At 53.4% G+C, this 19,944-nt stretch carries 18 protein-coding genes; 6 read left to right on the top strand and 12 right to left on the bottom strand.

Translation table 11 applies throughout. The features are described 5' to 3' along the window. Positions 1-41: 41 nt before the first annotated feature. Positions 42-560, bottom strand: coding sequence for an Lcl C-terminal domain-containing protein (locus AC5E51_RS08910; protein WP_301377817.1), 519 nt, complete (start codon positions 558-560; stop codon positions 42-44). A 20-nt stretch (positions 561-580) separates the two neighbouring features. Further along, a complete protein-coding gene (locus tag AC5E51_RS08905) occupies positions 581-1,951 on the bottom strand; it encodes a DUF1566 domain-containing protein (protein ID WP_491778443.1) in 1,371 nt (456 codons plus the stop codon). A gap of 180 nt (positions 1,952-2,131) precedes the next feature. Between AC5E51_RS08905 and AC5E51_RS08900 the strand changes: the two genes are divergently transcribed. Beyond that, a complete protein-coding gene (locus AC5E51_RS08900; protein ID WP_301377814.1) occupies positions 2,132-2,389 on the top strand; it encodes a type II toxin-antitoxin system ParD family antitoxin in 258 nt (85 codons plus the stop codon). Positions 2,390-2,397: 8 nt separating this feature from the next. Next, the gene (locus AC5E51_RS08895; protein WP_301377812.1) at positions 2,398-2,703 is read left to right on the top strand and encodes a type II toxin-antitoxin system RelE/ParE family toxin; all 306 of its coding nucleotides are present in this window, start codon (positions 2,398-2,400) and stop codon (positions 2,701-2,703) included. Between the two features lie 110 nt (positions 2,704-2,813). Here AC5E51_RS08895 and speE read toward each other — a convergent pair whose 3' ends face one another. The 3 genes from speE to AC5E51_RS08880 form a co-directional block, all read right to left on the bottom strand. Next, on the bottom strand, positions 2,814-3,668 hold the full coding sequence (gene speE, locus AC5E51_RS08890; RefSeq protein WP_301377810.1) for a polyamine aminopropyltransferase: 855 nt from the start codon (positions 3,666-3,668) through the stop codon (positions 2,814-2,816). 138 nt (positions 3,669-3,806) lie between these two features. Then, complete coding sequence (locus AC5E51_RS08885; RefSeq protein ID WP_301377808.1) at positions 3,807-4,745, bottom strand: alpha/beta fold hydrolase; 939 nt, start codon at positions 4,743-4,745, stop codon at positions 3,807-3,809. 114 nt (positions 4,746-4,859) lie between these two features. Next, positions 4,860-5,300, bottom strand: a complete 441-nt coding sequence (locus tag AC5E51_RS08880; protein ID WP_301377806.1) for a gamma-glutamylcyclotransferase family protein — start codon at positions 5,298-5,300, stop codon at positions 4,860-4,862. A 230-nt stretch (positions 5,301-5,530) separates the two neighbouring features. On the opposite strand from AC5E51_RS08880, the gene AC5E51_RS08875 reads away from it, so the two are divergent. After that, entirely contained in the window at positions 5,531-6,169 is a 639-nt protein-coding gene (locus AC5E51_RS08875; protein ID WP_301390944.1) for a hypothetical protein, read from the top strand. 1 nt (position 6,170) lies between these two features. Here AC5E51_RS08875 and parC read toward each other — a convergent pair whose 3' ends face one another. From parC to AC5E51_RS08840, 7 genes are all read right to left on the bottom strand, one after another. Then, complete coding sequence (parC, locus tag AC5E51_RS08870) at positions 6,171-8,429, bottom strand: DNA topoisomerase IV subunit A (RefSeq protein ID WP_301377802.1); 2,259 nt, start codon at positions 8,427-8,429, stop codon at positions 6,171-6,173. Positions 8,430-8,515: 86 nt separating this feature from the next. Beyond that, positions 8,516-10,309 carry a putative bifunctional diguanylate cyclase/phosphodiesterase gene (locus AC5E51_RS08865; protein ID WP_301377800.1) on the bottom strand — a complete coding sequence of 598 codons (1,794 nt, stop codon included), beginning with the start codon at positions 10,307-10,309 and terminating at the stop codon, positions 8,516-8,518. Positions 10,310-10,374: 65 nt separating this feature from the next. Further along, complete coding sequence (parE, locus tag AC5E51_RS08860; protein ID WP_068442612.1) at positions 10,375-12,264, bottom strand: DNA topoisomerase IV subunit B; 1,890 nt, start codon at positions 12,262-12,264, stop codon at positions 10,375-10,377. A 66-nt stretch (positions 12,265-12,330) separates the two neighbouring features. Then, entirely contained in the window at positions 12,331-12,939 is a 609-nt protein-coding gene (locus tag AC5E51_RS08855; protein WP_301377798.1) for a YqiA/YcfP family alpha/beta fold hydrolase, read from the bottom strand. 1 nt (position 12,940) lies between these two features. After that, positions 12,941-13,747 carry a 3',5'-cyclic-AMP phosphodiesterase gene (gene cpdA / locus AC5E51_RS08850; protein ID WP_301377796.1) on the bottom strand — a complete coding sequence of 269 codons (807 nt, stop codon included), beginning with the start codon at positions 13,745-13,747 and terminating at the stop codon, positions 12,941-12,943. Positions 13,748-13,899: 152 nt separating this feature from the next. Continuing rightward, positions 13,900-14,355, bottom strand: a complete 456-nt coding sequence (locus AC5E51_RS08845) for a DUF1249 domain-containing protein (RefSeq protein WP_068442623.1) — start codon at positions 14,353-14,355, stop codon at positions 13,900-13,902. A gap of 143 nt (positions 14,356-14,498) precedes the next feature. Beyond that, positions 14,499-15,110 carry an NUDIX domain-containing protein gene (locus AC5E51_RS08840; protein ID WP_068435246.1) on the bottom strand — a complete coding sequence of 204 codons (612 nt, stop codon included), beginning with the start codon at positions 15,108-15,110 and terminating at the stop codon, positions 14,499-14,501. Positions 15,111-15,293: 183 nt separating this feature from the next. On the opposite strand from AC5E51_RS08840, the gene AC5E51_RS08835 reads away from it, so the two are divergent. The 3 genes from AC5E51_RS08835 (at position 15,294) to glyS (ending at position 19,840) form a co-directional block, all read left to right on the top strand. Continuing rightward, positions 15,294-16,601 carry a TolC family outer membrane protein gene (locus tag AC5E51_RS08835; protein ID WP_068442626.1) on the top strand — a complete coding sequence of 436 codons (1,308 nt, stop codon included), beginning with the start codon at positions 15,294-15,296 and terminating at the stop codon, positions 16,599-16,601. A 169-nt stretch (positions 16,602-16,770) separates the two neighbouring features. Next, entirely contained in the window at positions 16,771-17,760 is a 990-nt protein-coding gene (glyQ, locus tag AC5E51_RS08830; protein WP_068442629.1) for a glycine--tRNA ligase subunit alpha, read from the top strand. Position 17,761: 1 nt separating this feature from the next. Next, positions 17,762-19,840: a glycine--tRNA ligase subunit beta gene (glyS, locus tag AC5E51_RS08825; RefSeq protein WP_301377792.1), complete on the top strand. Its 2,079-nt coding sequence runs from the start codon at positions 17,762-17,764 to the stop codon at positions 19,838-19,840. Positions 19,841-19,944 lie beyond the last annotated feature (104 nt).

The following is a 19,944-nucleotide window of genomic DNA, read 5'->3' as shown; positions in this document are numbered from 1 at the left end:
CTATACCTGCCTTCTGAACACATTACTGCCCCAAATCCGAATTATGGTAAGTGACGTACTAATCGAACATGATAATATGCATTACGTTGCCTAGAGAAATCAGCGCCGTATTCAAACTCCACAGTCCACGAATAGCCATCGCGGCCTGCTTCCGGCGATCCCGACCAGAAACTTGATGAGGGTGTCGCCGGAAAAATTGCTAGATTAATCGCCGGATCTAAACGATCCTCCGCAACCAGGGAGCTCAATTCTTTAATATTCGGTAGGCGCCAGTCTGAATAGCCCGCAACTGATATACCTGAGGTCAACGTAAGAGCATCACTCCAAGTATAAGTTGTTGCCGCGCCGGTGCAGTTACCCGCACCACCATTAGGTTCCCAGACTTGTCCTTCTGAGCACTGCAACCACATCAAACGAGTCTCGTTGTCCGTAACCGTACCATCGTCGTGTAAGGTATAACGACTATCAGGTGTGATATTTTCAATATCGGGGTTCACTGTCTGCGCGAAAGCCAGCAAAGGCACCAGCAAAACGACGACAACTGACAAATAGTTTTTCATTCAATTTTCCTCTTTAGTGATCAATTATGCGCAGAACGAACGACCCTTACTCTAAAGTCGGCGTCACGGCTAAAGTTACCATCACCGCCAGTGTAGAAGTTCATAATCCAAGAATGACTATTACGACGAGCATTAGGTGACCCTGACCAATACCAAGTGCTAATAGTGTTAGGGAAGTAACCAATCTCAATACCGGGATTGGCACGCCCATAATGAACGATGCTGCGCAGCTCTTCTTTTTTAGGCATGCGCCAGTCGTTAGCGCCACACAGGCCGGCGGCATTGACGCGATCTACAAAGGCCTCGGTATTGCAATTCGTGGTGCTGTTAGCGTTGTCGTAGCCGTAACAGATAGCCCCATCGTCATCGGCGTAACCGACAGAGCCGCCATTGGTGGAGGAGTCGGTGTCGTACCAGTTATATCGGTCGTCGGCATCATGGAGGCTGTCGCCGACGTTACCATCAGAAGGGGTTTTGACCTCCCAGATTAAGCCGGTAACGTTGTCGCGCACGCAGGACCATTCGGTGGCGCTTTCTGGCAGATCGTTGCCGCTCGCATCTAGTTTGGTGAAGTCAAAACCAGCATCGCCAGCACCGGTTTTGGCGAGCTGGCCGTTGGCAGCTTGTGGATCGCGGCCATAGTGGGCATCCTGCCCCGAAGGTATCAGATTGCCGTCGGCATCAATACCATCTGCGGTGTGCGTCGCTCCAGTATCGGTACAGTTGAACGTTGAACTCCACTGGGCTTCATCTTCGGCATCGTAGTTACCGCACAGGGTGATGCCAGTATCATTGAGCTGCCCTTGCTCATTAAAGATGACGTCGATAGTGCAGTCGGCGGTAATATTCGTAATGTAGTCGTTGCCTGTGCGCGTACCTTCACAACCTGTGATGGCCGAGGCGTAATATCCGCTGTCTGGCGCTACCGTCAGGGTCAGGTTGTCACCGTGCAATACGGTTTGTGCCGTATCGGGCGTGACAGTACCATTGCCGCTGGCATTGATAGACACTATGTATTCAAGGCGGGCGAAGGTGGCGTTGATGGCACAATCAGCAGTGATGGCATCCACTGTAAAGGTGTTATCGGTAAGTAAGCCGCCACAACCGCTGGCCGATTCAATGCGATAGCCGGTATCTGGCGTGATGCTTACGCTGAAACCGGTGCCTTCTTCAACGGTTTGCGTACCCGTCAGACTGAGTACACCGCCGTCGGTCGCGGCAAGCGTAACGGCGTAAGTCGTTGGTTGCTCAGACGCTTGCTCGTTTTCAGAATTTTCGCTGTAACTGCCCGGATCAGCCGGTGTTTTGTCTTTGCTGCCTGAGTCGCCGCAGCCGGTCAGTGCCCCGACAACAAACAGCATAGCGAGCAAAGGTGAGTACGTTGCCTTCACGTTAGAGTCCCTGTGATTTCTTTTGGGGCACTTTATAAAGAAAGGAGCTCAGGGTCTATTGTCAAAGTACGTCGAAGGTAGCCGGTTAAGAAATAAACCTCAGGCAATAATCAAAAATTGACAATCTTTGTAGCGACTCATAATCTGAAACCAATATCCACTCAATCAGAGAGGCTCACCATGCATATCTCGCTCACTTCTGAACTCGAATCACGGGTTAAAGCCAAGGTAGAAAGCGGCCTTTATAACAATGCCAGTGAGGTTGTACGGGAAGCTCTGCGTTTTATGGAAACCCACGAAGACTGGGTTCGTGAGCTGAAACTGGCGCAGCTGCGTGAGCAGCTAAAGGTCGGAGCGGACCAGCTCAACCAGGGCGAAGGCATCAAGGTTGAATCCCGTGATGCGTTAGATAGCCTGTTTAAAGACATCACCGGCTGATTTCAGACGTGACTTTCGCACTAACCATTTCGCCCGCAGCGAATAACGATCTTAGCGATATCTACCGCTACAGTGCCCAACAATGGGGACAGAGGAAAGCGCGAGATTATCTGGATGCGATCAAAGATACATTCTGGAGGCTAGTGGAGCAGCCTCATAGTGGTGTACTGCGGCCTGAGTTACTCGATAGTTTGTTAACCGACACCCGCAGCCTGTTAGTAGAGAGCCATGTTATCTACTACCAGATACGAGCGAATTCGGTACAAATCATCCGGGTACTGCACGCCAGACAGGATCCCGGACGGCATTTTTAGGCACCAATACGAAAAACGCCCGCGCTGGTAGCAACCAACGCGGGCGTTATCGTTTCTATCATTACTTCTATCTTTGCCTTAGGGCTTCAGATGAATACCAGGCAAATGCCTTACTTCATCAGCACTTTCACGTAATTCGGCAACGCGAAGCTGGCGACGTGTACTTCAGGGTTGTAGTAACGGGTTTCAAAGCCCGCCGCATCATAGCGCGCCTGAATCTGCTCAACTGTTTGCTTGCGCAGTGACTCATCGTCTGTTGCCCATGCCAGAGACATAAAGCCGCCCGCATAAGTTGGTACCGGAGCAACGTAGAAGCTGGCTTCGTTATAAATCTTGCTCAGGCGCTGGTAAGTGTTAGTCACTTCATCGCCCTGCATAAATGGCACGCCATTCTGGGCCACCATGATGCCGCCCTCGTTCAGGCACTTTTTCTCATCGGCGTAGAAGTCAGAGGTGAACAATACTTCGCCCGGACCAATAGGATCGGTAGAGTCAGCGATAATTACATCAAACTTGTCAGTGCAGTTGGCCACGAAGTCTTTGCCGTCAGCGATGACGATATTGGCTTTCGGGTCGTCATAGGCGCCGTCAGAGTGTTTCGGAAAGTACTCTTTGCACATATCTATCACGCTCTGGTCGATCTCAACCTGAGTCACGTGCTCTACGTTCTTATGACGCAGAACTTCGCGCAGGATACCCCCGTCGCCACCACCAATAATCAGGACACGCTTTGGATTGTGGTGTGCCAGCATCGGCACATGCACCATCATCTCGTGATAGATAAATTCATCTTTCTCGGTGGTCTGTACCACGCCATCAAGCAGCATCACCCGGCCAAGAAACGGCGTCTCAAAGATCTCCAGATGCTGATGTTCGGTTTTTACTTCAAACAGCAGATCACTGACAGTGAAGGACTGGGCGTAGTCGTCATACAGACGCTCGCGGACAAAAGTTTTCTCAGTCATGGGCGGATTCCAGATGGGAGTGAGTAAAGCGCCGGATTATAGCTGCAATAGCAAATCAGGACTATGGTGAAGTAATCGTAGGGCAAACAAAAAGGCCAGCAATTGCTGGCCTTTTCTTTGGTTTAACACCGTAAGTGATTACTGCTCAAGCCCCGCAATAAAGGCTTTCAGATCTTCAGCGGTCTGCTTTGGCGCTTCCAGCTGAGGCAGGTGGCCAATACCTTCCATCTTGATAGTAGTCACGTTCTGCATCAGCTGTTCGAGAACATCCGTTGCACCGACGTTAAGCACGCGATCTTCGACACCCCAAACCAGAAGCGTCGGGGTCTCGAGGCCAGTCACACGTTCTTCAACACTGTCCGATTTGATCTGAACGAAAATATCCTGTTCCAGTTCAAAGTTGTCGATGCGTTTCTTAGCCATCTGGTCCAACACGAACCCAGGGACAAACGGCGGCTCACTCATTACGATGTCGAACACATCGCGAAATTCATCTTCGGTTTTGGCTGTCAGTGGGTTCTTGCCCGTTTCTTCGATAATCTCCATGACTTCAGATTTTGGCGCAGACCAGACACCGCCCGGATCAAGCAACCAGAGGCTCTTTACCTCAGCTGGATACAGCGCGGCGTAGGTCATAGCAATATGGCCACCCATGGAGCTGCCGCCCATATGGATCTTACGATCAAGATTCAGCTCGCTGAACAACTCATGCAAACGTTTGGCCTGAGCGGTTGGTGTGTAGTCAGCTGGGTTAGGTTTCGACGATTCACCAAAACCAATATGATCAGGCACGATCAGGTGGAAGTCTTTCAGGTATGGCGCTGACTCAGTGAAGTTGTCTTTGTCAGCACCAAAGCCGTGCAACAGAACCAGCGTGTCAGCGTCGGTATTTTCTGACTCCAGGTAAACGTAGGTCAGACCACTTGGCAGTGTAATTTCTTTCTGTTCAAGGTCTCCAAGGCCGCGTTTCACATCAACCAGAAACGCTGCGGTCCCCTCTGGGGCAACCATGATAGTGCCTGTAATACCAATGACTACAACCACCACCAGCGCGGCTATCGCTTTAACTATTTTCATTATTACTCCTCTATGAGTCGTTCATTCACTTATAAGCAGGCAACATAGTAAGGTCTGGTAATCATGCCGCCCATATCTTTTCCGGCCGGATTACGAATTCAATGGCTCGTTTTGTTACATTTTTAGCCAGTCGTTTGATGGAATCAGCTCTATCCGCCGGATCATTCCAGTTAAATGGCCGATGTACTCATACACCCAAACCTCGATTTCAGAACCCTCTGCGGTTACCGCTATCACCTTACACCGACGGTATTCATGAGGCTGTGGGCAAGAGGCGGAACAACCCTCATACACATCAAGGCAGGCAAGAATGCGGTCATTAACGCAATAAATGTCTCCCTGAACATGTGAATATGACGAAGTACCCGGCAAGCTTCCGGGCGCGACCCACCCAGGATAGAGCCCCAATGAGAGCAAGTGACCAGGAACAGTCGCAGCCGTCTCATGGCGGTCTTTTGTCAGGAGTGCTCTTGCCTTATCGGAGCCCACTATGGAACTGGTAAAGCGCGCAGCCGGCCTTAAGCTGCCGTAGACAAACAGGTAATCGCCTTCCATTTCTTGATATCTGTGACAAATTTGACAGAAAGCGTACCGGAAAACGCTGGATTTGTGACTTCCTCCTCAAATTAACAGTCTTGTCATTAAGGGCCCGTTTTCATCCAGGAATGGATTGCTATGGTAGTTAACCGATTTAGTGAATACCCAGGCAAGGAGTTGTTATGAAGACCAGGCGCTCAGTTCTATCAACGATGATCCTTGCCTCACTTACCTGCATCAGTGGATGCATGAGCGATAATTCAAACGCAGACAGCTCGCGAACAGACAGCTCCCCAGCGGGGGTATGGTATGTTCAGACAACAATGAGCGATAGCATCAATGACTCAGGAAGTGATATCCGCACCCAAATGTCCGGACGACAGCTTGTCGTACTGGAAGAGACTGGCCACGGAGAATTCCGGCTACACGACTGCACCGCTAATTTCACGCCAATAACACTCAACCAACAGGCTTCACAGTTGCGCGGCGCCTATTCACTGACCGATAAGACTGCGACTTCACCTTACAGCGAATCGGGCTCTCTGAGCATCACTCTGGATGAAGGCATGATGCACGGACAATACAAGCACTTCGACAGAAATTTCGATGGCTCGTGGGACAGTGAACAAACAGCCTATTTCGAAGGACATAAGGTCACCGCGGCGGAGACCCTGGAAGCACTCAGTCAGGCTGAGATTGATGCAATACTCAGTGGCGAGGCAAACCGCTCGGCAGCGACTGTCCCTCAGGGGGCAACTTGCACCGGCATCGCAAGCGTGACGACCGATGGCACGATCAGAGCAAGACCAACATCCCAGGCCGTTGCAGATCTGTTAAGGCCGGAGCGGCAACCCGACCTTTTCGTTGCTTCAGAAGGTGGGCGCTGATTTAGTCAGCCCCCTGAACCTCCATCGAATCAACATTCTGGAAACCACGCGGTAACTTGTTACCACGGCGCCCACGCTCTCCCTGGTAATGTTCAAGATCTGAGAACTTGAGTTTCAGGTGACGCTTACCGGCATGAACCAGCAGGGTATCCCCTTCTTTGAAAGCAAGCGTGGCAACCATCAGCTCTTCTCTGGCGGCCGCCCGGGTGCCGTTGATGTTGATCATCTTGTTGCCTTTACCGCGCGCCATCTGTGGGAGATCAGCCGCAGGGAAGACCAGCATCCGCCCTTCATTACTCACCGCGGCAATCCAGCTCTTATCCGGCTCGTCGATCAGTGTTGGTGGCAACACTTTCGCGTTGGTCGGCACAGTAACCAGTGTCTTACCGGCTTTGTTCTTGCTCTGCATGTCAGCGAGCGTACCGATAAAGCCATAGCCCGCGTCGGTACTTAGCAGGTAGCGGTCATCGTCTTTGCCCATCAATGCATTCGTGAACAGACTGCCTGCCGGAGGGTTCAGCTTGCCAGTTAACGGCTCACCCTGACCCCGTGCTGAAGGCAGTGTATGCGCCTGCAAACTGTACGATCGGCCAGTGTTATCAAGGAAGATCACACTCTGATTCGATTTACCTTTGGCCGACGTGAGGAAGGCATCACCGGCTTTGTAGCTCAGGTTTGCACCATCAACGTCATGACCCTTGGCGGCGCGGACCCAACCTTTCTGCGACAGTACCACCGTAACCGGATCGGCAGACACCAGCTCGGTCTCGCTGAAGGCTCTCGCCTCGGCACGGGTAACCACCGGAGAACGACGTTCATCGCCATACTGCTCCGCATCGGCAGTGAGTTCTTTCTTAATCAGAGTTTTCATACGACGTTCAGAACCCAGAGTTTTCTCGAGCATGTCGCGCTCTTTCTCCAGCTCATCCTGTTCGCCACGGATCTTCATTTCTTCGAGCTTGGCCAGATGACGAAGCTTTAACTCAAGAATGGCTTCGGCCTGAATATCTGAAATACCAAAGCGTTCCATCAGCACCGGCTTTGGTTTGTCTTCAGTGCGGATAATATCGATCACTTCGTCGATGTTCAGGAAGGCAACCAACAAACCTTCAAGGATATGCAAACGCGCCAGTACTTTATCCAGGCGATGCTGCAAGCGACGACGCACCGTACCGGTACGGTATTCCAGCCACTCACTGAGCATGGTTTTAAGATCTTTGACCTGCGGGCGACCATCAAGACCGATCACGTTCATATTAACGCGATAGTTCTTCTCAAGGTCAGTCGTCGCAAACAGATGCGCCATCACTGCGGCGGTATCAACCCGGTTGGACTTAGGCACGATCACCAATCTAGTCGGGTTTTCGTGATCTGACTCGTCACGTAAATCCGTTACGAGCGGCAGCTTCTTAGCCTGCATCTGAGCGGCGATCTGCTCAAGAATCTTGGCGCCAGACACCTGATGCGGCAGCGCCGTAATGACGATATCACCGTCTTCAAGAGTGTAGACCGCGCGCATTTTGACGCTGCCTTTACCCGTGCGGTACATCTTCTTGAGATCTTCGCGTGGGGTAATGATCTCGGCTTCTGTCGGGAAGTCCGGCGCCATGACATGCTCACACAGAGCATCAATATCGGCTTTCGGTTCATCCAGCAGGCGAATACATGCCGAGGTCACTTCGCGGACATTATGCGGCGGAATATCCGTCGCCATGCCCACCGCGATACCGGTCGTACCGTTGAGCATCACTGTCGGCAGACGTGCTGGCAGTGTTGCAGGCTCGTCCATGGTGCCATCAAAGTTCGGCTGCCACTCGACCGTACCCTGACCAAGCTCGCTCAGAAGCACATCAGCAAACTGTGACAACTTAGCTTCGGTATAACGCATCGCAGCAAAGGACTTCGGATCGTCCGGCGCACCCCAGTTACCCTGACCATCGACCAGCGGATAACGGTATGAGAACGGCTGAGCCATCAGCACCATGGCTTCATAACAGGCGCTGTCGCCATGTGGGTGATACTTACCCAACACGTCACCGACAGTACGGGCCGATTTTTTGTACTTAGCCGTAGACTTCAGGCCAAGTTCGCTCATGGCATAAATGATCCGGCGCTGTACCGGCTTCATACCATCGCCCACATGAGGCAGTGCGCGATCAAGAATGACGTACATGGAGTAATTCAGGTACGCATTCTCGGTGTATTGTTTGAGTGACTGACGTTCAACGCCATCATCGGTATAACTGATCTGATCCGTCATAGTATCCGGTTGTCTGCTCGAGGCCCGTCACAGGGCCGTGTTTAAAATATTCTGCTTCTGACTTAACAATTAAACTGCGTTTAGGACTACGTTTCGGAATAGTGCCTGAGGAAATCGTCCGCCGCCATAGGCCGGCCGTACAGGTATCCTTGCAACCATTCGCAGCCAAGGTGTCTCAGGGTCTCGCCCTGCTCTTCATTTTCAACGCCCTCAGCCACCACTTCAATGTTCAGGCTATCGGCCATGGCCACTATCGCGCGGGCGATCTCGTAGTCGTTTTCCTGATCGTGAATGTTACGCACGAACGACCGGTCGATTTTCAACACACTGACGGGCATCTCTTTTAGCTTGCTCAACGAAGAGTATCCGGTACCAAAATCATCAATTGAAAACTCGACACCCAGCGCCCGAAGCTGGTGAATCTGGTTGTTCACCTCGGTCATGCCCGACATCATTAACGATTCGGTCACTTCGAGCTCCAGCCAAGCGGGCTCGAAACCGGTTTCTTTCATAATGGTTTCAACCGTTTCGGCGAAGCGACTGTTGATCTGCATGGCCGACACATTGACGGCAATTTTCTCAAGTTTCATTCCCTGCTGACGCCAACTCATGAACTCAGCGCATGCGCGTCGTAACACCCAGAAACCGAGTTCCCGGATCAGGCCACTGCTTTCTGCCAATGGAATAAATTCATGCGGAGAAACCTGGCCGCGTAATTCATGAGGCCAGCGGATCAGTGTTTCGACCCGGCGAGGGACTCGCTCTCCGGGCCGGAACTGCCCCTGAAACTCGAGGCTGAACTCTTCATTCTCAACCGCATCTCTCAAGTCCTGCTCCAGCGACAACTGACTGCTCTTATGAGCCGACAGTTCCTGTGAATAGATGCAGCTGCGATTGCGCCCGAGCGCTTTTGCGTGATGCAGTGCGGCATCAGCATGTACTAGCAGAATATCACTGTTGTCCCCATGCTCAGGGGCCAGTGCAATCCCTGCGCTGGCATTGATACTGAGCAAATGGCCCTGCAACTGATATGCACGTGCTAAAGCTTCGAGAAGCTGTGTGCACTTGCTCTCAACGTAGGCTTTATCCGCCTGCGTCAGTACGACGACAAATTCATCGCCACTCAAGCGGGCGCAGATATCACTATCTCGCAGATTACTGCTCAAGCGGTGAGCAACGTCACGTAGCAGCAGATCACCGACCGTATGGCCCAGCGCATCGTTCACTTCACGGAAACGGTCAAGGTCGATGAAAATTACCGCCAGCGACTCATCATTGCGCTTTGCCATCTGCAGCGCAAAGGTCAGTTTTTCATGCAGCAGCGCTCTGTTGGCAAGCCCGGTCAGAATGTCATGACGCGCCTGATACTCAAGTTTCTTCTGCTTTTCGCGGGTTTCCGTAATGTCACGGCATGTAAGAAGCACACCGACACACTCCTGAGTGTCACTGAACAGCGGCTGGCGGTTTATCTCGAGCAGTACCTGTTCACCATCCGGCCCAAGCAACCATTCTTCTGAGCGTATCGCACTGCGTCGCTCAATGGCTTCAACATCGCGCTGGCGCATCCGCTTAGCACTCTGCACATCGAAGAAGTCGGTATCACGCTGACCTTTAATTTCATCAGCCGGACGACCAAGAAAACGACTACCCGGCCCATTACACAGGCGATAGACGCCGCGCCGGTCTTTGTAGAACACCATCTCAGGCAGCGCCCCGAAAATGTTGCCGAACAAGGCGGTATGCGCACCCAGCTGACGATCACTGCGCGCGCGTAGCTGGCGCTGCTGAAGCAACAGCAGCACAGTGAATACTGAAATCATGGCCAGCAGTAATACGGCCAGAATCAGATCAAACGGCTCAGCAGCAATCCCATCAGCCATAGCAGGCAAGGGTGCCAGCAGCGCACTGCCGGCTATTGTGCTGGAAACAGTGGAGCGGTGAAAAATCAGAGAATCTCAACCTCGTTGCCGTGCGTCTCTAACCATTCCTTACGGTCAGAGGAGCGCTTCTTCGCCAACAGCATATCCATCATTTCATTGGTGCCATCCCCCGGCTCCAGCGACAGCTGGACGAGACGTCGGGTATTCGGGTCCATCGTGGTTTCACGTAACTGCATCGGGTTCATTTCACCCAGACCTTTAAAGCGCTGGACGTTCACTTTGCCACGCTTATTTTCGGCTTTAATGCGTTCAAGAACGCCCTGCTTTTCACCTTCGTCTAACGCGTAGTAGACATCTTTACCGACGTCGATCCGGTACAGCGGCGGCATCGCGACATAGACGTGGCCATCCGCCACCAGCTTGCGGAAGTGACGCACAAACAACGCGCACAGCAGGGTCGCGATATGCAGACCATCGGAGTCTGCGTCGGCGAGAATACAGATCTTGCCGTAACGCAGGCCATCAAGGTTATCTGATGCTGGGTCAATCCCAAGAGCAACGGCGATATCGTGTACTTCCTGCGATGCCAGAATTTCTCCTGACTCCACTTCCCAGGTATTCAGAATCTTACCGCGCAGCGGCATGATGGCCTGAAACTCGCGATCACGGGCCTGCTTGGCAGAACCACCCGCCGAATCACCTTCCACCAGAAAGAGTTCCGTACGTTCGCTGTCCTGACCGGTACAGTCGGCCAGCTTGCCCGGCAAAGCTGGACCCTGAGTAATTTTCTTACGTGCGACTTTCTTGGATTTGCGCAAACGCGACTGCGCACTGGAAATCGCCAGCTCAGCCAGACGTTCGGCATCCGCGGTATTTTCATTCAGCCAAAGCGCGAAGGCATCTTTCACTACGCCCGAGATAAAAGCTGAGGCTTCACGAGAAGACAGGCGCTCTTTGGTCTGACCCGCAAACTGAGGGTCGGCTAACTTGGCAGACAAAACATATGAGCAGCGCTCCCAGAGATCATCTGGTGTCAGCTTGATCCCGCGCGGCAACAGGTTGCGGAATTCGCAGAACTCACGCAACGCGTCGAGCAAGCCAGAACGGAAGCCATTCACATGAGTACCGCCCTGCGCGGTCGGGATCAGGTTAACGTAACTTTCCTGCAACAGCTCTCCGCCTTCAGGCAGCCAGAGCACGGCCCAGTCGACACCTTCAGTATCGCCGCTCATTGCGCCTGTGAAGGGCTCTTCGGGGATCGCTTCCCAGCCAGTTGTCGATACTTTGAGGTAATCTTTCAGACCATCTTCGTAATACCACTCAGCACTGTCTTCAGCGTTCGGGGCATTGAACTTGATACGCAGTCCCGGGCAGAGAACCGCTTTAGCACGCAGGTTGTGCTTGAGTCGTGCGACAGAAAACTTGGGAGTATCAAAGTATTGAGGGTCCGGTAAAAAGCGAACGCTGGTACCGGTGCGTTTCTTACCACAGGTGTCGACCACCTGAAGATCAATCGCTTTATAACCGTCTTTAAAGCCAATGCGCTGGACCTGACCGTCGCGCCAGATGGTTACTTCGAGCACCTGCGACAGGGCATTCACGACAGAAACACCGACACCGTGCAGACCACCGGAGAACTGGTAATTGTCATTACTGAACTTACCCCCGGCATGTAACTGGGTAAGAATCAGTTCAACGCCCGAAATACCATGTTCAGGGTGAATATCCGTTGGCATACCACGACCGTCATCAAGCACAGTCATTGAGCCATCTTCGTGCAGCGTCACTTCGATCTTGCTGGCGTGACCTGCGAGAGCTTCGTCCACCGAGTTATCAATCACTTCCTGCGCCAGGTGATTCGGGCGGGTAGTTTCGGTGTACATGCCCGGACGCTTACGGACCGGGTCCAGACCACTCAGGACTTCAATCGATGAGGCGGTGTATTGCTTTGACATCTGTTCCCCTGTCAAACCATGAATTGCAGTAATGTCCGGAGTATACCGGGGCGTGGGGGAGTCTGCCTACCAGAGGCGACTCAAGTGCCCCAGCATCTGAGGTACCCGATCAATAAAATGCTGGAAACTATGATCACCGCCGCCTTCCAGCCAGGCCGGGCATTCGCGATACAGCTCAGCAGCATGCCGGTAATCGAGAGTTTCATCGCCTGTCTGCAATAGCAGCAGCAGATTCTGAGGATTCTGAACAACTGGCGTATTGAGCGCTTCAAGCTGATGCAGGTGCGCTTGTTCGAGTAGCAGCGTTTCGCCCGTATGGTAGTGAGTGTGCTCGCCGAGGTAATGCCTGAACAATTCGAACGGCCTGACCGCGGGGTTGATCAATACGGCAGGAACATCGTGCTTTTCGGCTAAAAAGGTCGCGTAAAAGCCACCCAACGAACTGCCGACAATCCAGACCCGGTCATGCTTCTCACGCAATTCCGCCAAGGCCTGCTCGGCGAGTGCAATGGCATCCTGAGGAGCGAAGTGGATAAAAGGGGCATTAATGGAACCGAGTTCGGGATGTTCACGGAACAGAGCCATCATCTGCTGGGCCTTCTCAGATGCAGGTGAGCTGAGAAAACCGTGGAGATAAAGGCAGCCGCTGTTTTGCACAGAGGCTGGAATCAGCATATCAATATCCTGTCTGGGTACGATCTACCGCAAAGGATACATTGCTCAGGCGTTCAACGCCCGTGCTGATGCGCCCATCTTTGTGCAGCTCTAACCAGCGGAAACCCGGTGCAGCTTCATCAAGACTGAAGCCACTGGTCTGCGGCTCAAACTGTATACAGGTTGAGGGCGTGGACATCAGGCGCACGCCATTCACGTAACCATCGCAGCTCTGATGCACGTGGCCCCAGAGCACACCTTTCGCGTTGTCATGAGTACTGAGAATATCCATCAGCGCCTGACGGTTGCGCAAACCGATGTTGTCCATCCACTCGCTGTTCATCGGGATCGGATGATGATGCAGACAAACGAGCGAATGCAGGTCATCCCGCTCCGTCAGAGCACGTTCGAGCATATCCAACTCTTCCTGCCTGAGCTGGCCAAACACAGCACCTTCCACCTGAGAGTCGAGCATCACAATCTGCCAGTGTTCGCTGCGGATCACCTTATGCAGATGATCCCGCTCGCGTCCGACTTTCTCCAGATTACGGGGTTCGTCATGATTTCCGGGAAGCCAGAAGACAGGGGCACCGAAGCGGGCCATGGCATCGTCCAGCAGGCGGTAGGATTGTTCGCTGCCATCCTGAGACAGGTCGCCTGTGACAAGCATGGCATCAGCCTGAAACGGAAACGCATCCAACTGAGACAAAACGGCGTGCATACTGTCGTACGTGGGTACGCCCAGCAGCTTACCACCGATATCCCCGAAGAGATGGGTATCGGTCACCTGCACGATGCGCAATGTCTCGGCGGATGTCAGTTGGAACACGTTGGCCTCAGTGTGAATTTCAGTGGGCTGAGACTATATACTAGACGTCTGTCGAAGCCCCGAACGGAAACCCATCACATATCGGAATATACGGGCCAATATACGAAAAAAGTACCAGCCCAGGCCAGAGTGGCCCGGCTCAACACACTTAATTAAAAGGTCGGCGTAAAACTGAAAGGCTGCTCGACATGCCCGTGCTGCAGACAGTGCTCGAGCCAGTCGGCAAGAAACTTATTCAGCTGAATTTTTTCATCGGGCATGCGCATCTGAGGATTGGGGTATTGATACCGCCCCTCAAATTTATGCTGGTTCTGGTAACTCAGCACCTCGGCCATGCTGGCGTCGTGGTACAGGCGCACATTCATGGAAGGAGGAGTGACCCACTCCGGGCTCAAGCCCTCCTGCTGTACGGTCAGCATCGTGGTGTATGGCTGCACCTCGTCGATCCTGATCCGCACCCGGGCACTCTGATCACCCATCCCTGTGATCGCAAACGTGCGCTCACCGCCTTCGTCGGTCTCAGGCAGCAAGCGAAGGAATCGCAGGTAATTCGACTCGGCAACGGAAGCCATTTCCTGCAGGTCAGGGACGTAGCGTTTACGGCGCAAGCGTTCTCTCCGGAGTAAATATCAAAGACACAACACCTTAGCAGGACGCATGAAGATTTTCCTGATCAGCGCCACTACCGGCAATGTCAGACATGACTGAAGACGCCCTCAAAAGAGCGCATGTGTCGTCCTGAACGCTGCCTTTAAGCAGTCACTGAGGCGTGATTAATCTTCAGCCATTGTAACGCCATAATGGTCGCCGCGTTGTTGATGGTGCCATCCTCCACACCGCGATAGGCATCGTCAAACGGCACCACAAATGCACGGATGTCTTCATGTTCGTCATCAAGACCATGCAGCCCGCCCATGCCTTCACTGTCGATCAGTCCACAGAAAATCGCGACCTTTTCGCTGGTACCGCCTGGGGACACCCAGTAATTGCACACAGGAATCAGGCGGGTGGGCACGGTGCCAGCCTCTTCTTCGGATTCACGCAAGGCGACGTCCTCAGGCGTTTCGCCCTCTTCCACCATGCCCGCGACCAGCTCAATCAGCCAGGGAGAACGTTCATCCTCAAGCGCCCCGACGCGAAACTGCTCAAGCAGCACCACTGCATCTTTTTTGGGATCAAACAGCAGGACACAGACCGCCTGCCCGCGCTCGAAAAGCTCACGAGTGAACGGCCCCATCCATTCGCCGTTAAAGCGTTTATGGCGAAGGGTGAGCTTTTCCATGCGGAAGAACCCCTGATATGCGACTTCTTTTGCCTCCACGACGACATCGGCGGCTGTCATGGGCGATGGGAAAACGGACATGCTTGACCTATCTATATATCTATACAAGAATATTCGAATAAACACCGGCAATACTGACTGTTCGCTCAGTAGCAACAAAGGTGAAACTGAAAGCCGGATAATTTCTGTTAGACTTGGTGCACCTCCGGAAATTCCAGGGGCACCTGAGAGCATTTTATACCTTCTCCTGGGAAAGGCACCTTTATGAAAAAACTGCTTACTCTGACATCTGCAATCCTGTTGCCATCGGCCGTTATTGCTGCAGATCTCAGCACCATATACGACATGGCCGCCAGCAACGACCCACAAATTGCTGCTGCCCGCGCCAGTCGCGAAGCAGATGCATACAACGTCATGATCGCCCGCGGCGCTCTGCTGCCACAGGCAGAAGCCAGCTACACGCACACTAATGTCGAAATCGAAATCGACGGTGTAAACGGACTGGTCACTGATTACGAACTCGGCGCATTCTCGGTTACCGCCGGAATGTCACTGTTCAACCTGAACAGCTGGTACACCTACAAGGCAGCTCGCGCTGGTAACGACAACGGCATTTACGAGCTGCAAATGGCCGAACAGCAACTGCTGCTTCGTACGGCGGAAGCCTACTTCAACGTCCTGCGTGCCGAAGACAACCTGTCGACTGCCGATGCTGAACTGAAAGCCGTGCAACGCTCACTGGAGCAAACTAAGCAGCGCTATGACGTCGGCCTGACTGCGATTACCGATGTTCATTCGGCGCAAGCCGCTTACGATCTGAGTTATGCCAACCTGCTGGGCCAGCAGGCAAACCGCCAGATTCAGTACGAAACGCTTGAGCAGCTGACAGGCCAGACCATCAGTGATGTTGCCGCGTTGAAAGGCTCGGTGGACATGAATCGTCCAGAGCCTGCCGACCCGAACGCCTGGGTTACTTCCGGCATGGATAAATTCCCGGGCCTGCGCATGGTGGACTCACAACTTGAAGCCGCTCGCCTGCAACGCAACGCCGCACGTGCAGCGCACCTGCCTACCGTAGAAGTTTTTGCTAACTATGAAGACGGCGATCAGGCCACAACCATCACCGAAGATCCTGCTAGCGCCACCCGAACCGCTTATGGCATCAAGGTATCAGTACCTCTGCTGGCCGGTGGTTCTCTGTATGCTCAGACCAAACAGGCTGCTCTGAATTACGCTGCCGCTGACTATCTGCTTGAGAACGAACGACGCACAGTTCGTCAGAATATCCGTACTCTGTACCTGCAGGTCCAGAATGATGTTCTGAACATCAAGGCACGCCAGCAGTCGATCCGCTCTGCACGTAGTGCACTGGATGCGACCCAGACAGGGTACAAAGTCGGTACCCGCAATATTGTTGAAGTGCTCGACGCACAGCAGCAGCTGTACGGTGCAGAGCGTGACTACGCAAACGCGCGTTATGACTACATCATCAACCTGCTGACCCTGAAGTACTACGCAGGCACGCTGAACGAAGGCGACATCAATATGCTGAATGGCTGGCTGCAAGGCTGAACAGCTTTCAGCAAAACACCAATCAGCGTGAAAAAAGGGGCCTTGGCCCCTTTTTTTGTGTCCGTTTACTTTCCCCAATGAAGACGGGGCGTCTGCCCCCTGTTATCCCGCGCCGCCACTGCTATAATCGCCAGTCTTTGAATTCGCGCAAACCACAGGAATTATCACCGTGAGTGAGAGCCGCCATAACATCAAAACCTTCCAGGGCCTTATCGCTGCCCTGCAGGAATACTGGTCCGAGCAGGGCTGTGTGATCAATCAACCGCTCGATATGGAAGTCGGTGCCGGTACCTTCCACACCGCTACCTTCCTGCGTGCTATTGGCCCTGAAAACTGGGCATCTGCCTATGTTCAGCCAAGCCGCCGCCCGACCGATGGCCGTTATGGTGAGAACCCGAACCGTCTGCAGCACTACTACCAGTTCCAGGTGGTTCTGAAACCTAATCCGGTAAACATTCAGGAACTCTACCTCGATTCGCTGCGTGCAATGGGCGTTGATCCTCTGGTGCACGACATCCGCTTCGTTGAAGACAACTGGGAATCTCCAACGCTGGGCGCCTGGGGTCTGGGTTGGGAAGTCTGGCTGAACGGTATGGAAGTCACTCAGTTCACGTACTTCCAGCAAGTGGGCGGCCTTGAGTGCTTCCCGGTGACTGGCGAAATCACCTATGGTCTTGAGCGTATCGCCATGTACCTGCAGGAAGTCGATTCTGTTTACGATCTGGTCTGGACCTACGGCCCGGACGGCAAAGCCGTGACTTACGGCGATGTATTCCACCAGAACGAAGTCGAGCAGTCGGCGTACAACTTTGAACACGCGGACGTAGACTTTTTGTTCACTGCGTTTGATCAGTACGAAAAAGACTGCGCTCGCCTGATTGATGCTGGCTTGCCTCTGCCAGCCTACGAGCAGGTTCTGAAGGCATCACATACCTTCAACCTCCTCGATGCCCGTGGCGCCATCTCTGTGACCGAGCGTCAGGGCTATATCCTCCGCGTCCGCACTCTGGCGCGCTCAGTTGCACAGGCGTACTTCAACAGCCGTGCAGAACTGGGCTTCCCGCTGGCTGAAGAAGCCAACCGTGCTGATGTGCTCGCCAAGTATCAGGCCGAAAAAGCCGACCGCGAAGCAAAAGCTGCCGCTCAGGAGGAGAAGTAAAATGAGCCAGTCTAATAAAGATTTTCTGGTAGAGCTCGGTACCGAAGAGCTGCCACCAACGGCGTTAAAGTCGCTGTCTGACGCTTTCACTACTGGTGTTGAAGCCGGCCTGAAAGAAGCTGGCCTGAGCCACGGAAACGTCGTCAGCTACGCTGCTCCACGTCGCCTCGCCATCACGATTGAAGCACTCCAGTGCGAACAGGCCGATAAAGAAGAAACTCTCTACGGCCCTCCGGCGAACATTGCCTTTGATGCCGACGGTAACCCAACAAAAGCGGCTGTAGGCTTTGCCTCACGGGCAGGCGCTGATGCCTCTGAACTTCAGACGGCACCCGAGTCACACGGCAAAAATGCCGGTAAGCTGATGCTGCAACGCACCATCAAAGGCCAGCAGACTACCGAACTTCTCGCCGGCATCATTCAGACCAGTCTCGATAAGCTGCCAATTCCTAAGCGTATGCGCTGGGGTGCATCACGTGTTGAATTCGTACGTCCGGTACAGTGGCTGGTCATGCTGCTGGGTGATGCGGTAGTTGATGGCGAAGTGCTGGGCCTGAAAGCCGGTAATACCAGCCGTGGCCACCGTTTCCATGCACCGGGCGAGATCGTGATTGCCAACCCAATGGCGTATCAGGAAACCTTGCGTAGCGCCTATGTGATGGCCAGCTTTGCAGAGCGCTCAGCCCTGATCAAAGAACAGGTCACAGCTGAAGGAAAAAACCTCGGTGGCGAAGCCATTATTGATGAGGACCTGCTCGACGAAGTGACCGCACTCAACGAGTGGCCTGTCGCTCTGGCTGGCTCATTCGACGAAGACTTCCTGCGCGTTCCGCCAGAAGCACTGGTGTCTTCTATGAAAGAGCATCAAAAATACTTCCACGTGATGAAAGATGGCAAACTGCTGCCTAACTTCATCACGGTATCAAACATCGAGTCGAAAGACCCTGCGCAGGTGATCTCAGGTAACGAGAAAGTGATCCGTCCACGTCTGGCCGATGCTGCCTTCTTCTGGGATACCGACCGTAAGCAGAAACTGGAAAGCCGTTTCGCCAAGCTCGAGAACGTCGTCTGGGTAAACAAACTCGGTTCCGTTGCTGATAAAGCCCGCCGCATTGGCGCACTGGCAGCCCGCATCGCTGGCGAAACCGGTGGCGATAAAGCACTGGTTGAGCGTGCAGCGCAGCTGTGTAAGAACGACCTCGTATCCAACATGGTGTTTGAGTTCACCGACCTGCAAGGTCTCGCCGGTAAATACTACGCGGAACACGATGGCGAGCACGCCGATGTTGCAGCCGCCATGGTTGAACAGTACATGCCTGCGTTTGCGGGTGATGAACTGCCGGCAACACAGACCGGTACTCTGATTGCACTGGCCGACCGTCTCGACAGCCTTGTCGGTCTGTTTGGCTTAGGTCAGATCCCAACGGGCTCCAAAGACCCGTTCGCACTGCGTCGTGCGTCTCTGGGTGTGCTGCGTATTCTGGTTGAGAAAGAGATCAATATTGATCTGGCGACTCTGATTGATTACGCACTTGAAGGCGACTGGAAAACGGCACCGAAGGCCGATACCAAAGCCACCCTGATCGAATACATGCTGGATCGTTTCAGCGCCTGGTACGCGGATGAGAACATCCCGACTGGCGTATTCCAGGCAGTACGCGCTCTGGGCGTTACCAATGCACTGGATGTGAACCGTCGCGTTAAGGCCGTGTTCGAATTCAGCAAGCTCGATGCTGCCGAATCACTGGCTGCCGCGAACAAGCGTGTATCCAACATCCTCGCCAAGAACGGCGGCGATGCCGTCGAAGCCAAAGTTAACGGCGAGCTGCTTTCACAGAACGAAGAGCAGGTACTGGCCCGCGAAATCGCAGCCAAGCATCAGGCGCTCGAGCCCCTGATGGCCAAAGGCGATTACGCCGCCGCCCTGAACGAACTGGCTGGCCTGCGTACCGCAGTGGATGCTTTCTTCGATAACGTTATGGTCATGGCCGATGACGAAGCCGTGAAAAACAACCGTCTCGCACTGCTGAAGCAACTGCAAGGGCTGTTTATCGGTATCGCGGATATTTCGGTGTTGTAAGGCTGATACCTTGACCAAGAAAAGCCCGCCAGGCATGTCTGCTCGGCGGGCTTTTTTGTTTATTAAACAGACATATGTCACAGCTTGACTATGGTTTGGTACGG

This window comes from Thalassolituus sp., from assembly GCF_984348125.1.
Note: the sequence above shows the minus strand (reverse complement) of the source record. Positions and strands in the feature narration are given on the sequence as shown.

Coding starts and splice junctions, on each gene's coding strand:
- AC5E51_RS08910 (WP_301377817.1), bottom strand. CDS start 560: ATGAAAAACTATTTGTCAGTTGTCGTCGTTTTGCTGGTGCCTTTGCTG.
- AC5E51_RS08900 (WP_301377814.1), top strand. CDS start 2,132: ATGCATATCTCGCTCACTTCTGAACTCGAATCACGGGTTAAAGCCAAG.
- speE (WP_301377810.1), bottom strand. CDS start 3,668: ATGACTGAGAAAACTTTTGTCCGCGAGCGTCTGTATGACGACTACGCC.
- AC5E51_RS08885 (WP_301377808.1), bottom strand. CDS start 4,745: ATGAAAATAGTTAAAGCGATAGCCGCGCTGGTGGTGGTTGTAGTCATT.
- AC5E51_RS08880 (WP_301377806.1), bottom strand. CDS start 5,300: ATGGAAGGCGATTACCTGTTTGTCTACGGCAGCTTAAGGCCGGCTGCG.
- AC5E51_RS08875 (WP_301390944.1), top strand. CDS start 5,531: ATGAGCGATAATTCAAACGCAGACAGCTCGCGAACAGACAGCTCCCCA.
- parC (WP_301377802.1), bottom strand. CDS start 8,429: ATGACGGATCAGATCAGTTATACCGATGATGGCGTTGAACGTCAGTCA.
- AC5E51_RS08865 (WP_301377800.1), bottom strand. CDS start 10,309: ATGGCTGATGGGATTGCTGCTGAGCCGTTTGATCTGATTCTGGCCGTA.
- parE (WP_068442612.1), bottom strand. CDS start 12,264: ATGTCAAAGCAATACACCGCCTCATCGATTGAAGTCCTGAGTGGTCTG.
- AC5E51_RS08855 (WP_301377798.1), bottom strand. CDS start 12,939: ATGCTGATTCCAGCCTCTGTGCAAAACAGCGGCTGCCTTTATCTCCAC.
- AC5E51_RS08840 (WP_068435246.1), bottom strand. CDS start 15,110: ATGTCCGTTTTCCCATCGCCCATGACAGCCGCCGATGTCGTCGTGGAG.
- AC5E51_RS08835 (WP_068442626.1), top strand. CDS start 15,294: ATGAAAAAACTGCTTACTCTGACATCTGCAATCCTGTTGCCATCGGCC.
- glyS (WP_301377792.1), top strand. CDS start 17,762: ATGAGCCAGTCTAATAAAGATTTTCTGGTAGAGCTCGGTACCGAAGAG.